12 protein-coding genes are annotated in these 15,621 nt (G+C 63.8%); 7 read left to right on the top strand and 5 right to left on the bottom strand.

Annotated elements, in window-relative coordinates; genetic code table 11:
* The first annotated feature begins 1 nt into the window (after position 1).
* The 3 genes from xdhA (at position 2) to xdhC (ending at position 4,804) form a co-directional block, all read left to right on the top strand.
* Positions 2–1,483: a xanthine dehydrogenase small subunit gene (xdhA, locus tag FJ948_RS07020; RefSeq protein ID WP_140702853.1), complete on the top strand. Its 1,482-nt coding sequence runs from the start codon at positions 2–4 to the stop codon at positions 1,481–1,483.
* The gene (gene xdhB, locus FJ948_RS07015; RefSeq protein ID WP_140703897.1) at positions 1,483–3,846 is read left to right on the top strand and encodes a xanthine dehydrogenase molybdopterin binding subunit; all 2,364 of its coding nucleotides are present in this window, start codon (positions 1,483–1,485) and stop codon (positions 3,844–3,846) included. The genes xdhA and xdhB overlap by 1 nt, the downstream gene beginning before the upstream one ends.
* Positions 3,847–3,907: 61 nt before the next feature.
* A complete protein-coding gene (xdhC, locus tag FJ948_RS07010; RefSeq protein WP_140703895.1) occupies positions 3,908–4,804 on the top strand; it encodes a xanthine dehydrogenase accessory protein XdhC in 897 nt (298 codons plus the stop codon).
* On the opposite strand, the gene FJ948_RS07005 is transcribed toward xdhC, so the two are convergent.
* The 3 genes from FJ948_RS07005 to FJ948_RS06995 all read right to left on the bottom strand — a co-directional run bounded on the left by FJ948_RS07005 (position 4,801) and on the right by FJ948_RS06995 (position 8,076).
* Entirely contained in the window at positions 4,801–6,048 is a 1,248-nt protein-coding gene (locus FJ948_RS07005) for an LLM class flavin-dependent oxidoreductase (protein ID WP_140702851.1), read from the bottom strand. The genes xdhC and FJ948_RS07005 overlap by 4 nt on opposite strands.
* Positions 6,045–7,025: an LLM class flavin-dependent oxidoreductase gene (locus FJ948_RS07000; protein WP_246677467.1), complete on the bottom strand. Its 981-nt coding sequence runs from the start codon at positions 7,023–7,025 to the stop codon at positions 6,045–6,047. Before FJ948_RS07000 ends, FJ948_RS07005 begins: the two co-directional genes overlap by 4 nt.
* A gap of 130 nt (positions 7,026–7,155) precedes the next feature.
* The gene (locus FJ948_RS06995; RefSeq protein WP_140702847.1) at positions 7,156–8,076 is read right to left on the bottom strand and encodes a LysR family transcriptional regulator; all 921 of its coding nucleotides are present in this window, start codon (positions 8,074–8,076) and stop codon (positions 7,156–7,158) included.
* 132 nt (positions 8,077–8,208) lie between these two features.
* Here FJ948_RS06995 and FJ948_RS06990 point away from each other — a divergent pair, with 132 nt between their 5' ends.
* The 4 genes from FJ948_RS06990 to FJ948_RS06975 all read left to right on the top strand — a co-directional run bounded on the left by FJ948_RS06990 (position 8,209) and on the right by FJ948_RS06975 (position 12,584).
* Complete coding sequence (locus tag FJ948_RS06990) at positions 8,209–9,426, top strand: urate hydroxylase PuuD (RefSeq protein ID WP_140702845.1); 1,218 nt, start codon at positions 8,209–8,211, stop codon at positions 9,424–9,426.
* Between the two features lie 2 nt (positions 9,427–9,428).
* Positions 9,429–10,742 carry a guanine deaminase gene (gene guaD / locus FJ948_RS06985; RefSeq protein WP_140702843.1) on the top strand — a complete coding sequence of 438 codons (1,314 nt, stop codon included), beginning with the start codon at positions 9,429–9,431 and terminating at the stop codon, positions 10,740–10,742.
* A 76-nt stretch (positions 10,743–10,818) separates the two neighbouring features.
* Complete coding sequence (locus FJ948_RS06980; protein WP_140702841.1) at positions 10,819–11,322, top strand: heme-degrading domain-containing protein; 504 nt, start codon at positions 10,819–10,821, stop codon at positions 11,320–11,322.
* Positions 11,319–12,584: a glycerate kinase gene (locus tag FJ948_RS06975; protein ID WP_140702839.1), complete on the top strand. Its 1,266-nt coding sequence runs from the start codon at positions 11,319–11,321 to the stop codon at positions 12,582–12,584. The genes FJ948_RS06980 and FJ948_RS06975 overlap by 4 nt, the downstream gene beginning before the upstream one ends.
* A 247-nt stretch (positions 12,585–12,831) precedes the next feature.
* Here FJ948_RS06975 and FJ948_RS06965 read toward each other — a convergent pair whose 3' ends face one another.
* Together FJ948_RS06965 and FJ948_RS06960 are read right to left on the bottom strand one after the other, a co-directional pair.
* Entirely contained in the window at positions 12,832–14,301 is a 1,470-nt protein-coding gene (locus tag FJ948_RS06965) for a UdgX family uracil-DNA binding protein (RefSeq protein WP_140702838.1), read from the bottom strand.
* A gap of 2 nt (positions 14,302–14,303) precedes the next feature.
* Complete coding sequence (locus tag FJ948_RS06960) at positions 14,304–15,539, bottom strand: putative DNA modification/repair radical SAM protein (RefSeq protein WP_140702836.1); 1,236 nt, start codon at positions 15,537–15,539, stop codon at positions 14,304–14,306.
* Positions 15,540–15,621: the final 82 nt, after the last annotated feature.

Here is a 15,621-nt window from a genome sequence, read left to right as displayed (position 1 = left end):
CATGGCCAAGGTCAAGATCCGCAACGAAATCCGCTTCATCCTCAATGGCAGGGACATCGTGCTGTCGTCGGCGGCGCCCCACGCGACCTTGCTCGACTGGTTGCGGCTCGACCGTTCGCTGCGTGGCACCAAGGAAGGCTGCGCCGAAGGCGATTGCGGCGCCTGCACGGTGCTCATCGGCAAGCTTTCGGCTGACGGGCTGGTCTATGAAAGCGTCAATGCCTGCATCCGCTTCCTCGGCTCGCTCGACGGCACCCATGTCGTCACCGTCGAGCATCTGCGCGGCGAGCCAGGCAAGCTGCATCCCGTTCAAGAGGCCATGGTCGATTTCCATGGCTCGCAATGCGGCTTCTGCACGCCGGGCTTCGTCATGTCGCTCTACGGCCTGTGGATGAAGTCGCCAGACCCCTCGAACGCCGCCATCGAAAAAGCCCTGCAAGGCAATCTCTGCCGCTGCACCGGCTACGAGGCAATCATGCGCGCCGCGCACGCCATATCGAGCTACGGGAAGGCGACAAATGACCCGCTGGCGGTGGAGCGCCGGGACATCACGACACGGCTGCAGGCGCTGCGCGACGGCGCCAGGGTCGAGATCGGCGCCGGCAAGACGCGGCTGGTCGTGCCGGCCGATGCCGACGATTTCGCTTCTGTCTTCGAGGATGAACCCACCGCCACCGTCGTCGCTGGTTCGACAGACGTTGGCCTGTGGGTGACCAAGCATATGCGCGATATCTCGCCGGCGATCTTCATCGGCAATCTGCCGGGGCTTTGCGCCATCACGGAAGAAAATGGCGTCATATCGATCGGCGCCGGCGTCACCTACACCGCAGCCTTTTCGATACTGTCGAAACGCATCCCGGCACTGGGGCCGTTGTTCGACCGCATCGGCGGCGAACAGGTGCGCAACATGGGCACGATCGGCGGCAACGTCGCCAACGGCTCGCCGATCGGCGACACGCCGCCGCCCTTGATCGCGCTCGGCGCACGGCTGACGCTACGCAAGGGCAAGAAGCGGCGCACGATCCCGCTGCAGGATTTCTTCATCGCCTATGGCAAGCAGGACCGCCAGCCGGGCGAGTTCGTCGAGGCCGTGCATGTGCCCGTGCCGGCAAAGGACGTGAAATTCGCCGTCTACAAGGTCACCAAGCGCCGCGACGAGGATATCACCGCGACCCTGGGCGCCTTCCATCTGACCTTGGCCAAGGACGGCACGGTCGCCGATATCCGCATCGCCTATGGCGGCATGGCGGCAACGCCGAAGCGGGCGTCGGCGGTTGAACAGGCTTTGATAGGCAAGATTTGGAGTGAAGCGACGGTGGAGGCAGCGATGGCCGAATACGCCAGGGACTTCGCGCCGCTCACCGACATGCGCGCGACCGCCGAATACCGGGCCCTGGCGGCGAAGAACCTGTTGCTGCGTTTCTATGTCGAAACCACCGGAACGAAAGCGCCGTTCCAGGTGTCGCGCGACGAGGCGGCATGATGAACAAGCACGCCACGCCGAACCTCAAGGCCGAGAAGATCGTCGGCGGTGTCGCCACCGACCAGCGGCATGATTCCGCGCACAAACATGTCAGCGGCAGCGCCGTCTATATCGACGACATGCCGGAACCGGCGGGCACGCTGCATGTCGGCCTTGGCCTGTCCAAGGTGGCGCATGGCATCCTGAAAAGCGTCGATCTCTCGGCGGTGCGCACGGCCCCCGGTGTCGTCGATGTGCTGACTTACGCCGACGTGCCGGGTGAGAACGATGTCTCGCCAAGCAACATGCATGACGATCCTGTGCTGGCGGAAGGCAAGGTGCAGTTCTTCGGCCAGCCGATCTTCGCGGTGATTGGCGAAACGCGCGAGGCCGCCCGCCGCGCCGCGCGCCTGGCCAGGATCGAATATGACGAGCTTCCGGCGTTGATAGGCATCTGGAATCTCGACCCGGCGAAAGACAAGCAGGTCACCACGCCGCTGACCTTGCGGCGCGGCGATGCCGCCGCCGCGATAGCCGCGGCACCGCGCCGGGTGAAGGGGCGGATGAAGCTCGGCGGCCAGGACCATTTCTATCTCGAAGGCCAGGTGTCGCTCGCCATCCCCGGCGAGGATGACGAAGTGACCGTTTATTGCTCGACACAGGGGCCGAGTGAGACGCAGCATCTGGTCGCCCATGCGCTCGGCGTGCCGAGCCATGCCGTGACGGTGGAGGTCCGCCGCATGGGTGGCGGCTTTGGCGGCAAGGAAACCCAGGCCAACCAGTGCGCGGCGATCGCCGCCATCGCGGCCAAGAAACTCCACCGCGCGGTCAAGGTCCGGCTCGACCGCGACGAGGACATGACCGCCACCGGCAAGCGGCACGATTTCGCCATCGACTACGAGGTCGGCTTCGACGATGAGGGCCGTATCCTCGGCGTGGACTATGTTTTCGCCCTCAATGCCGGCTTTTCCGCCGACCTGTCCGGCCCGGTCGGCGATCGTGCGCTGTTCCACTGCGACAACGCCTATTTCTACCCGAACGTGCACGCCAAGTCGGCGCCGCTCTACACCAACACCGTGTCCAACACCGCCTTCCGTGGCTTCGGCGGTCCGCAAGGCATGGTCGGTGCAGAACGTGTCATCGATGAGATCGCGTTTGCCGTCGGCAAGGATTCGCTCGAAATCCGCAAGCTGAATTTCTACGACCCGATGGAGGTGATCGGCAGCCGTAACGTCACGCCCTATCACCAGAAGGTCGAAGACAACATCATCCAGCGCATCGTGGCGGAACTGGAAGAGAGTGCCGATTATGCGCGCCGCCGGCGCGAAATCAGGGCTTTCAACGCCAACAGCCGTTTCGTCAAGCGCGGCCTGGCACTGACGCCGGTCAAGTTCGGCATCTCCTTCACCAAGACCGAGTCCAACCAGGCCGGCGCGCTGGTGCATGTTTATGCCGACGGTTCGGTGCACATGAACCATGGCGGCACCGAAATGGGGCAGGGCCTGCATCTCAAGGTGGCGCAGGTGGTGGCCGAGGAATTCCAGATCGACCTCGACCGCGTGAAGATCACCGCCACCACCACCGCCAAGGTGCCCAACACCGCGCCGACGGCGGCTTCCTCCGGCGCCGACCTCAATGGCATGGCGGCGCAGAACGCGGCGCGCCAGATCCGCCAGCGGCTGACCGATTTCGCCGCCGAGAAATACCAGGTGCCTGTCGACCAGGTGGTGTTCCTGCCCAATCGGGTGCGCGTCGGCAACCAGGAGGTCAGCTTCAACGATCTGGTCAAGCAGGCCTATATCGCGCGCGTGCAGCTCTCGGCCGCTGGCTTCTACAAGACGCCGAAGATCCACTGGGACCGCGGCAAGGGCCAGGGCCACGCCTTTTACTACTACGCCTATGGCGCGGCCTGCGCCGAAGTTTCGGTCGATACGCTGACCGGCGAATATGTCGTGGAGCGCGCCGATATCCTGCACGATTGCGGCCGTTCACTGAACCGGGCCATCGATCTCGGCCAGGTCGAGGGCGGTTTCATCCAGGGCATGGGCTGGCTGACGACGGAGGAACTGTGGTGGGACGACAAGGGCCGGCTACGCACCCATGCGCCGTCGACCTACAAGATACCGCTGGCGTCGGACCGCCCGAAAATATTCAACGTCAAGCTGACCGACTGGTCGCAAGCCTATGAGCCGACCATCCATCGTTCCAAGGCGGTTGGCGAGCCGCCGCTGCCGCACGGCATGTCGATTTTACACGCGCTGTCGGACGCGGTGGCGAGCGTCGCCGACCACAAGATCTGCCCGCGCCTCGACGCGCCGGCGACACCCGAACGCGTGCTGATGGCGATCGAGCGGTTGAAGAAAGAGGTCAAGGCCGGCGCCTGAAGCAGCCAAAGATGCAATTCGAGCCGAAAAAACCTATATTCCCTGTTCGGGAACGCGAATGATGAACTCGAAAGTGCAAAGCCTGAAAGCCTTTCTCGGCAGCGCCGGCCGGCTTGCCTTGGTCGAGGTGGCCGGGACAAAAGGCTCGACGCCGCGCGAGAAGGGCGCCTTCATGCTCGTCTCGGCTTCGGCGATCCATGGCACGATCGGCGGCGGCCAGCTCGAATACATGGCCATCGACAAGGCCCGGCAGATGCTTCCCTCGTCCTCGAAAGGAAGGGGTGCCCGCTTCGAGGTCGAAGAGGTCTGCGCCACGCTCGACGTGCCGCTCGGTCCCGAAATCGGCCAGTGCTGCGGCGGGCGGGTCGAGGTGCTGATCCGCCTGGTCGATGCCGCGCTGGCTGCCGAACTGGTCGCGGCGGCGGAAGCCGAGGAAACGCACCTGCCGCATGTCTATATTTTCGGCGGCGGCCATGTCGGTCAGGCGCTGGCTTCGGCGATCGCGCTTCTGCCCGTCCACGGCGTCGTCATCGAGACCCGCGCCGAGGCACTCGAGGGCATGCCGGAGACGGTCGAGACCCGGTTGACGCCAATGCCGGAGGCCGAGCTGCGCAATGCTCCTGCCGGCACCGCCTTCGCCATCCTCACGCATGACCACGCGCTCGATTTCCTGATCGTCGCCGAAGCGCTGAAACGCGACGACGCGGCCTATGTCGGCATGATAGGCTCGAAGACCAAGAAGGCGACCTTCAGGAACTGGTTCCTGAAGTCGGCCGACGGCACGGAGGCCGAATTCGCACGCCTCGTCTCGCCGATCGGCGGCGACACCGTCAAGGACAAGCGCCCGCCGGTTATTGCCGCGCTCGCCGCCGCCGAAATCATGACGGCACTGGTCGTCCACAATGCGGCCTGGAATGCAGAGCGTCACGCTCCGCAGGACAGGGTGACTGCCGGCTAGCTCGGTCGCCTGAGGCCGAGATGGTCGCGCAGCGTCGTCCCCTCATACGCCTTGCGGAACAGGCCGCGCCGCTGCAGCTCCGGTACCACAAGCGTGGCAAAGGCATCGAGTTCGCCGGGAAAATAAGACGGCATGACGTTGAAGCCATCGGCGGCACCGCCTTCGAACCGCGCCTGCAATTCGTCCGCCACCTGGGCCGCGGTTCCCACGATGCGCCAATGGCCGCGCGCGCCGGCGAAATGCCGCGCAATCTGGCGGATGGAAAGCCCGTCGCGGCGCGATTGCTCGACGACCAGGGCCTGCCGGCTTTTCATTCCCTCGCTCTCGGGCAGTTCGGGCAGCGGCCCGTCGATCGGATGGCGCCAAAGATCCGAGATGCTGAGATAGCTGGACAGCAGGGCCACGCCGACCTCATCGGGGATCAGCTCCTGCAATTCCTCGAATTTCTCGCGGGCCTCGGCCTCGGTCTCCGCCACCACGGGCGAGACACCGGGCATGATCTTGATCTCATCGGGTTCACGCCCATACGCCGCCATGCGCCCTTTGAGGTCGTCGTAAAAGGCCGTCGCTTCCTCGAAGGTCTGTGCCGCCGTGAACACCACGTCGGCGGTGCGGGCGGCAAGGTCGCGGCCGACATCCGACGCGCCGGCCTGGACCATGACAGGCGCGCCTTGCGGCGAGCGCGGCAAGTCGAGTGGATCGCGCACCGAAAAACTCTGGCCGTCATGGCCGGAAGCCTTTCCCTGCCACAGCCCTGTGACCACCTCGGCGAATTCACGCGCCCGCTCATAGCGGTCGGCATGGGGCTTGAGGCCGGTTGCGCCGAAATTGGCGGCTTCGATCTGGCTGGCCGAGGTGACAAGATTCCAGCCTGCGCGGCCGCCGCTCAGGTGATCGAGCGACAGGAAGGTCCGCGCCAGTCCGTAAGGCTCGTTGTAGCTGGTCGATGCCGTGGACACGAGACCGATGTGGTTGGTGTGGACAGCCAGCGCCGAAAGCAGGCTGATCGGCTCGAAGCCGATCGAGCGCGACGTCTGGCTGGCGATGTCGACATTGGCCTCGCGCAGGCCGGCGGCATCCTCGCAGAAGATCATATCGAACTTCGCCGCTTCAGCCGTGCGCGCCAATTGAATGTAATGGTCGATGTCGATGCCGGCCCTGGCATGCGCCTTGGGATGGCGCCAGGCGGCGATGTGATGGCCCGTCGCCCACAGGAAGGCGCCGAGCTTCATCTGCGCGCTCATCGGTCACCTCCGCCGGTCAGCCCAAGGTGCGAGCGCAACGTGGTGCCGCGATAGTCTTCTCGAAACAGGCCACGCCGCCGCAAGTCGGGCAGAACCCGATCGGCGAAATCGTCGAACACCGAAGGCTGCGCGGGCATCAGGATGTTGAACCCGTCGCAGTTTTTCGAGTGGAATGCCTCTTCCAGCCTGTCAGCCAGCCCGTTGATACGGTCGGTGGTGAGGGATAGGTCGGTCAGCACCTTCACGGCATCCGGCTTGCGTCCGCAGGCTGAAACCCTGCGCTTGAAATCGTCATGGCGCGCCCTGCTTTCTTCTGCCGGTCGTTCGTCGAATAGGATGACGTCGGCGGTGCGGGCGGCGATGTCGAAGTCGGCCTCAGACAGGCCCGACAGCGCCAGCACCGGCGTGTCCTGCGGCGAGCGCGCGACGTTCAGCGGTCCGCGCACCGAGAAGAACTCGCCCTTGTGGTCGAGCAGGTGCATCTTTTCCGGATCATGGAAGCGGCCGCCGCTTTTGTCGAAGAGCAGCGCGTCCGCGTCCCAGCCTCGCCAGAGCCCTTGAACGATGCCGATATATTCCTGCGCGCGGCGGCGAAAATCGTCGTCGGAAAACCCGTCGGGACAGCTGAAATTCGCCGCCTCGTGTGGCGCCTGTGTCATCGTCGCGCTCCAGCCGGCGCGGCCATGGCTGATGATATCGAGCGAAGCAAAACGGCGCGCCAGATTGTAGGGCTGGTGGGCGATCGTCGAGGCGTTGGCGACGAGGCCGACCTTTTCGGTCACGGTCGCCAGCGCGGCGACGAGAGTGGTCGCCTCGAACGGACTGGTCGACCGCTCGCCATCCGGAGAGGAATCCGAGATGACGACCATGTCGATCCTGGCCGTCTCCGTTTTCCGCACGAAGGCGGCTATCTCACCGAATGTCAGGCCGGCCTGCCCTGGGGCAGAAGCAATATCGAGCGAAACGGCGAGATGCATTTTGCGGTCCATTTGGCTGCCGGCGACGTCGCGCAGCCATTCCGCCTCCAACCTATGCTGGCTTTCGCGCAAGGCAACCGGATCACATGGGCCACGACGCCTTCACTTGCCGGCCAGTTCGCTGTTCCGCCTATTTGCCCGCCAGAATATCCTTGATCAGCCTTTGGCAGCGCTCGGCCATGAAGTCGAGCAATAGCCGCACCTTGGGGTCCTGCAGCTTCTTGTGCGGGTAGACGGCGGCGAACTGCACCGGGGTCGGCGGGGTGTTGCTCAGGATCACCTTCAGCCGCTGGTCGCGGATGAACGGCTCGACCTCGAAGCGCGGCTTGTTGATGATGCCGCGCCCCGATAGCGCCCAGCCGGTCAGCACGTCGCCGTCGTCGGTGTCGTAGGGACCGTGCACCTCGAATTTTTGCGGGCCGGCAGGTGTCTGCAAGGTCCAGACATATTCGCGCGCGCCGGAATAGCGCAGCATCAGGCAGTCATGCTTCCTGCCGATCAGCTCCTGCGGCTCCATCGGCTCACCGCGCGCCTCCAGATATTTGGGCGCGGCCACCAGCACGCGCTCGCATTCCATGATGCCGCGCATCCGCAGGCTGGAATCCTCGATGATCCCCAACCGGAAGGCGACGTCGATGCCTTCCTTCATGATGTCGACATTGTGGTCCGAGAGCCTCAGCCGCACCTCGATATCGGGGTATTTGTCGTGAAAATCGGGAATGCCCGAGGCCACCAGCCTGCGCCCGAGGCCGAGCGGTGCGGTGACACGGATGGTGCCGCGCGGCTGGCCGGACAGCGCCGAGACGGCCGCCTCCGCCTCGGTGATCGCCTCCAGGACCTGCTTGGCGCCGGCGTAAAACACCGTGCCGTGCTCCGTCGGCATCAATTGTCGCGTTGTGCGGTTGAACAGCCGCACGCCGAGATGCTTTTCCAGTTCCTTGATGCGGTTGGAGGCGACCGCCGGCGAAATGCGCATGTCGCGGCCGGCCGCCGACAGATTGCCCAGCTCGACGACGCGGACGAAGACGGCGATGTTGTCGAGATAGGCCATGCGGAGCACCTTCGCCGGTTTGCGGCGATCAGCCTAGTATTTTCCAATTTTTTTTGAAAGTCATCGCACACCTCGCCTCTTTCCGTTTACGCGCCACACCTTAAAGTCGCGTCATCGGCAGGGACGACTTCAATGATGGATTTCGCGATTTTCTGGGACTGGCTGAGCTTTGCCGTGCGCTGGCTGCACGTCGTCACCGGCATCGCCTGGATAGGCTCGTCCTTCTATTTCGTCGCGCTCGATCTTGGCCTGCGCCAACGACCTGGCATGCCGGTCGGCGCCTTCGGTGAGGAATGGCAGGTGCATGGCGGCGGCTTCTACCACATCCAGAAATATCTGGTGGCGCCGGCCGAGATGCCCGAGCATCTGACCTGGTTCAAATGGGAGTCCTACGCCACCTGGCTGTCCGGCTTCGCCATGCTGTGCGTTGTCTATTATGCCGGCGCGGATCTGTTCCTGATCGATCCCAACGTCCTGCCGATGTCGGTACCGGTCGGCATCCTGTTGTCGATGGCCACGATCGGCGTCGGCTGGGTGGTCTATGATCTCTTGTGCCGCTCGCCGCTGGGCAAAAGCGACACCGGCCTGATGCTGGTGCTCTACGGCGTGCTCGTCTTCATCGCCTGGGGGCTGACGCATCTGTTCACCGGTCGCGCCGCCTTCCTGCACCTGGGCGCCATCACCGCCACGATCATGTCGGCCAATGTCTTCATGGTCATCATTCCCAACCAGAAGATCGTCGTCGCCGACCTCATCGCCGGCCGCAAGCCCGACCCGAAATACGGCAAGATCGCCAAGCAGCGCTCGCTCCACAACAACTATTTGACGCTGCCGGTGCTGTTCCTGATGCTGTCGAACCACTATCCCCTGGCGTTCGGCACGCAATTCAACTGGGTCATCGCCTCGCTGGTGTTCATCATCGGCGTCCTCATCCGCCACTATTTCAACACCGTGCACAAACGTGCCGGCAACCCGCACTGGACTTGGCTCGGCGCCCTTGTCCTGTTCATCATCATCATCTGGCTGTCGACCGTGCCGAAAGTGCTGACCGGCGAGCCCAAGGCGTCCGCCTCGGCGGAAGTCTATATCGCCTCGGCGCATTTCCCGGCCGTGCGCGACACCGTGATGGGCCGCTGCTCGATGTGCCACACATCGGAGCCGGTCTACGAGGGCATCTACCACGCGCCCAAGGGCGTCTTGCTCGACACCGACGCCAACATTGCCGACCATGCCCGCGAGATTTATCTGCAGGCCGGGCGCAGCCACGCCATGCCGCCGGCCAATGTCAGCCAGATCACCGACAAGGAACGGGCGCTGCTGGTCGCCTGGTTCGAAGGCGCGGGGAAATAAGCATGAATTCGACACTTCTGCGCGGCCGCACGCTTTCCTTCGTGCGCTGGCCGCAAACCATCGACGACCATTCCGCCTGGCGCTACGAGGAGGACGGCGGCCTGCTGATGACCGACGGCAGGATCGTTGCATCAGGCGCTTATAGCGAAGTCGAGAAACAGGCCGGCGAGGGGGCTAAAAGGATCGACCACAGGCCGCATCTGCTGTTGCCTGGGTTCATCGATGCCCACGTACATTTCCCGCAGATGCAGGTCATCGCTTCCTATGGTGCCGAACTGCTCGACTGGCTGAACACCTACACTTTTCCCGAAGAGACGAAATTCGCCAACGCGCAGCATGGCCGCCGCATCGCAAGGCTGTTCCTCGACGAGATGGTGCGCCATGGCACGACGACGGTCGCCGCCTATTGTTCGGTGCACAAGGCCTCGGCGGAAGCCTTCTTCGCCGAGTCGCATGCACGCGACATGCTCAACATCGCCGGCAAGGTGATGATGGACCGCAATGCGCCCGAAGGCGTGCTCGACACGCCGCAATCCGCCTATGACGACACCACGGCTCTGATCAAGGAGTGGCATGGCAAGGGTCGCCAGCACTACGCCATCACGCCGCGCTTCGCCATCACCTCCTCGCCGGAGCAGATGGAGATGACCGGCGCACTGTGCCGTGAACATCCCGACCTGCACATGCAGACGCATCTGTCGGAAAACCACGCCGAGATCGCCTTTACCCAGGAACTCTATCCCTGGTCGCGCGACTACACCGACGTCTACGAGCATTACGGGCTGCTCGGCAAAAAGAGCCTGTTCGGTCACTGCATCCATCTCAGCGAACGCGAGGCGGACGCGCTGTCGGACAGCGGTTCGGTGGCTGTGTTCTGCCCGACCTCGAACCTGTTTCTCGGCTCCGGCCTGTTCGACTATCAGCGCTTTCGGCGTCGGGACAAATCGCTGCGGATCGCTGCCGCCACCGATGTCGGCGGCGGCACCAACTATTCCATGCTTCGCACCATGGACGAGGGCTACAAGGTGATCGCGCTGAACGGCGAGAAGCTCAACCCGTTCCAGTCCTTCTGGCAGATCACGCGCGGCAATGCCGAGGCCCTGTCGGTCGCGGACAAGGTCGGCACATTGGACGCAGCCACCGATGCCGACATCGTCGTGCTGGATGCCAGGGCGACACCGGCGATGCGGCTCAGGATGGAAACGGTCGAGACGCTGGCGCAGGAATTGTTCCTGCTGCAGACGCTGGGCGACGACCGCGCCGTGCGAGAGGTCTACGTCTCGGGGCGGGCGGCCAAGAGCGACATCCCAATTTAGGACTGCGGTGTGTTGTCTGCTTGACCCAGCGGCAGCCATCGGTCAAAGCGTGCGGCGAAGTTGACAGGGGAACGACATGGCCGTTGCTGACGACATCGCTCTGATCAAGAGACAGGAAGAAATCCTTGTCTTCACGGCCTTCGACGAATCCGTCGCCTTCAAGATCGGCTCCGCCATCCGCGATCGCGCACTTGCTGAAAACATGCCTGTCATCGTCGATATCAGGCTGTGGGATCGGCCGCTCTTCTATGCCGCCATGCCGGGCTCCAACGCTTCCAATCCCGACTGGGCGCGACGCAAGATCAATGTCGTGAAGCGCTACCTCAGAAGCACCTACCGTCTGGTTCTGGAGCAGCAACGTCCCGACCGGACCTTCAAGATCGGCGAAGGCCTGGACATATCGGAATACGTGCTCGCCGGCGGTGGTTTCCCGGTGACGGTCAATGGCGCCGGCGTCATTGGCGTGATTGCGGTGTCGGGGCTGCCGGAACGAGAAGATCACGGCGTCGTGGTCGATGCACTGTGCGATCATCTTGGTGTCGACAAGCGCGGGCTGGCGCTGGCTGCGGAAGCCAAATGACCGTGCTCGAGCCCAGGACCTTTCTCACCTCGATCTTTGACGCCGCCGTTGCTGCCGCCGACCCGGAGCGCACTATCCGCGACCATCTGCCGACGAAGCCCAAGGGCCGCACCATCGTCATCGGCGCCGGCAAAGGCTCGGCGCAGATGGCGGCGGCGTTCGAGAAGGTCTGGGATGGTCCGATAGAAGGGCTGGTCGTCACCCGCTATGGCTATGGCGCCAAATGCGAACGTATCGAGATCATCGAAGCGGCGCATCCGGTGCCGGACGCCGCCGGGCTCGAAGCCTCGCGACGACTGCTGGAGAAGGTGCAAGGACTGACGGCGGACGACCTGGTCGTGGCGCTGATTTCCGGCGGTGGTTCGGCGTTGCTGCCGTCTCCCGCCGCCGGCCTGACGTTGGCCGACGAGATCGCCGTCAACGAGGCGCTGCTCGCCTCCGGCGCGCCGATCGCGGCGATGAACACCATCCGCAAGCACCTCTCCACCATCAAGGGCGGCCGGCTGGCCGCTGCCGCATGGCCGGCCAAGGTGGTGTCGCTGGTGGTCTCCGACATCCCCGGCGACAATCCAGCCCTGGTGGCGTCCGGCCCGACCGTTCCGGACGCTGGCAGCCGGAAAGATGCGCTGGCATCGATATCGGCCTATGGCATGAAACTGCCGGACGCGGTCATAGCGCATATCCAGTCGCCGGCGGCCGACGCACCAGATCCCGACGATCAGCGCTTTGCGCGCAACGAGGTGCATCTGATCGCCTCGGCCGGCGTGTCGCTGGAAGCAGCGGCTGCGGAAGCCAGGCGGCAAGGCGTCGAAGCCGTCATCCTGTCCGATGCCATCGAAGGCGAAGCGCGCGAAGTCGGCGGCGTCCATGCGGCCATCGCCCGCGAAGTGGCGACGCGTAATCGGCCGTTCTCGAAGCCGGTGCTCATTCTGTCCGGCGGCGAGACCACCGTGACGCTGCGCGCGAAAGGCAAGGGCGGTCGCAATTCGGAATTCCTGCTCGCCTTCGCCATCGGCATCAACGGCTTAGTGGGTACTCACGCCCTTGCCGCCGATACCGACGGCATAGATGGCTCCGAAAACAATGCCGGCGCCTTCGCCGACGGCTCGACAGTTTCGCGCATGCGGGCGGCGGGTGTCGACGCCAAGGCGATGCTCGCCGGCAACAATGCCTGGACGGCCTTCGATGCGGTGGGGGATTTGTTCGTGCCGGGACCTACGGGCACGAATGTGAACGATTTGAGGGCCATTTTCGTTCGTTAAAGGCCTGTGCGCCCCCCTCCCAAACGCAAGCGCTGCCCCTCATCCGCCCGCCGGCACCTTCTCCCCGTAGAGTGACGGGGAGAAGGAAGCTAACCGCGTCTTGGCGCTTTTTCTTGCAACGTTGGTGATTGGCGAAAGCGCAGGCACAGCGCCTTTCTCCCCGTCGCTATACGGGAGAAATGTTCGGCAGGACAATGAGGGGCGGCGCCAACCGTTCGATCCTTATCCAGCGCTCGGACCTGATCGATCACGTCGCCATAAGCCGCTTCACCTGCTTCATATCCTGCAAAAACCGTGCGCGCTCGGCTTCCTTGTCCGCCGGCTCATGGATGCGCAGGATGAAGGAGGGGTGGATGGTGATGAAGACACGCAAGCCATCCTCGCGCTCCACCACTTGCCCGCGCATCTTGGTCACGGGGATTGCCTTGCCAAGCAGCGACAGCGCCGCCGTTGCGCCGAGCGCCACGGCAAGCTCCGGCCTGATCAATTCGAACTCCCTGTCGATCCACCAGCGGCAGGCCTGGACCTCGCCGGCATTCGGCTTGGAATGGATGCGTCGTTTTCCGCGCGGCTCGAATTTGAAGTGCTTGACCGCGTTGGTGACATAGACTTTCTGGCGGTCGACCCCGGCATCGTCCAGGATCGCATCGAACACCTTGCCCGCGGGGCCGACAAAAGGTTTGCCGGCGATATCCTCCTGGTCGCCAGGCTGTTCGCCAACGAAGATCACCTTGGCATTGTCGGGTCCTTCGCCGAAGACGGTCTGCGTCGCATCGCGCCAAAGCGGACAGCGGCGGCAGCCTTTTGCGGCTTCGCGCAACTCGGAAATCGTGCTGGCCTCATCGTCTTCCGAGGCTTCTGCCGGCTGGCGCTTCGGCCAATGCTTTGCCTGCACCTTGGCGTGGTGCGGCGCGGGCGTTGTCGGCATTCTGGCAATCATATCCTTGGCGGCCTTGTCCGCTCCCGCGATCAGGTCAGGAATGAGCGAAGCCTCGGGAAGGTTCCGCCAATATTTCTGCGGCATCTCCTTCTGCATGGCTTTCACCTTCAGCCGCGCCGGATTGAAGATGTTCTCAAAATAGGTCCGCCACAGCGCCTCGGTGTCGTCCTGGTCGGGCGCGTCGGCCTTGGCGGCGCCCGGTCCGATCGCCAATCTTTTGCCATCCCAGTCGGCCGAAGCGTATGGCGTCAGGATCGTCCAGCGCATGCCGGTGAACCGCCGGACGAAGAAATCCGCGTTGCGCTCGACGATGAAATGGTCGGGCTCGAACCACGCGACATAGCGTTCATCCTCGCCATCGCCGATCTTCCGGAAGCGGACGAAGGCATGCATCTTGTGGCTGTCGCGCCGCACCGCCTTTTCCATCGTCTCCAGCCGCCTGGTGTCGGGATCCGATGCGATTGCCAGCAGCTTGGGCTCCGTGCGCAACCGCCACAGCATCCGGTAGAGAAAGGCGAAACGGCCGGGGTCACGATGGCAGAAGGCGGTTTCGGCATGACCGATGAACTCGCGCGGCACAACGAGCTGCGCGCCCTCGGGCACGTCAGGCAAATCGCTTTGCGGCCGCTCGGAACCGGCCGCCACATGCCAGCCGATGTCCTCGGGCCTGACCTCGTTGAGCGCCAGCCGCCGAGCCGCGTCGCGCCAGCCGGCGAAATCGGTCTGGCTTTCAAGCCAGACCGTGTAGCGGGTGAGGTTGAGCTCAGCGGGCCGCATGGTCAAAACAGCGCCAGTTGTTCGCAGGACTGCACGATCTTGTCGCGCAGGCCGGCTCTGTCGGTCAGCGCGCCTGGCGACCAGCCTTCGGCGACGATGAACGGCCTGAGCTTGGCGATCGAATGGCAGAGCCGGCCGACATCCTCGAGCCGCAGGCGTCGGTGGCGGCGGGTTTCCAGGATTTTCGCCACCACCTTGGTCCCCAGACCAGGCACGCGCAGCAGCGCCTCGCGGTCGGCGCGGTTGACGTCGACGGGGAAGCGTTCCCGGTTGCGCAGCGCCCAGGCAAGCTTCGGGTCGATGGCGAGATCGAGCATGCCGTCGCTGCTGCCGGCCAGGATTTCCGGCTGGGAAAATCCGTAGAAGCGCATCAGCCAGTCGGCCTGGTAGAGCCGGTGTTCGCGCATCAGCGGCGGCTTTTGCAACGGCAGCGACGACGAGGAATCGGGGATCGGGCTGAACGCCGAATAATAGACGCGGCGCAGATGGTAACTGCCATAGAGCCGGGCGCTGGTGTGCAGGATGCCGTCGTCGGAGGTCTTGTCCGCGCCGATGATCATCTGCGTCGACTGTCCGCCCGGGGCGAAGCGTTCGCGTTTCTTCGACCGCAGCGTCGGCTCGGCTTTCTCCTCCATCTTCCGGCGCAGATTGGCCATCGAAAGCCGGATTGTCTCCGGCTTCTTTTCCGGTGCCAGCTTCTTCACGCCCTCGTCGGTGGGCAATTCGACATTGATCGACAGGCGGTCGGCATAGAGCCCGGCCTTCTCGATCAGGTCCGCCGAACTTTCCGGGATGGTTTTGAGATGGATATAACCGGAAAATTTTTCCTCCAGCCGCAGCCGCCGCGCCACCTCGACCATTTCGCCCATGGTCTCGTCTGGCGAGCGGATGACGCCCGAGGACAGGAAAAGCCCCTCGATATAATTGCGCCGGTAGAAATCCATGGTCAGCTTCACCACCTCGTCGATGCCGAAGCGGGCGCGCCGGACATTCGAGGACGAACGGTTGATGCAATAGCTGCAGTCGTAGATGCAGAAATTGGTCAGCAGGATTTTCAGCAGCGAAATGCAGCGGCCGTCCGGCGCATAAGAATGGCAGATGCCCATGCCTCCGGTGGAACCGATGCCGCCGGATTTCAGCGAATCCTTTTTCGCCGCCCCCGACGAGGCGCAGGACGCGTCGTATTTGGCGGCGTCGGAGAGGATTGCCAGCTTTTCACGAACAGGAAGCACGCTCATATGTTCATGATATGTTCCTAGGACGTCAAGCGCTACCTCATTTGATGGTGGCGGCGAAAAAGTGATCGTCGCCGGGGCGCTC

It is taken from the genome of Mesorhizobium sp. B2-3-12, assembly GCF_006442205.1.
Lineage (GTDB): Bacteria > Pseudomonadota > Alphaproteobacteria > Rhizobiales > Rhizobiaceae > Mesorhizobium.
Note: the sequence above shows the minus strand (reverse complement) of the source record. Positions and strands in the feature narration are given on the sequence as shown.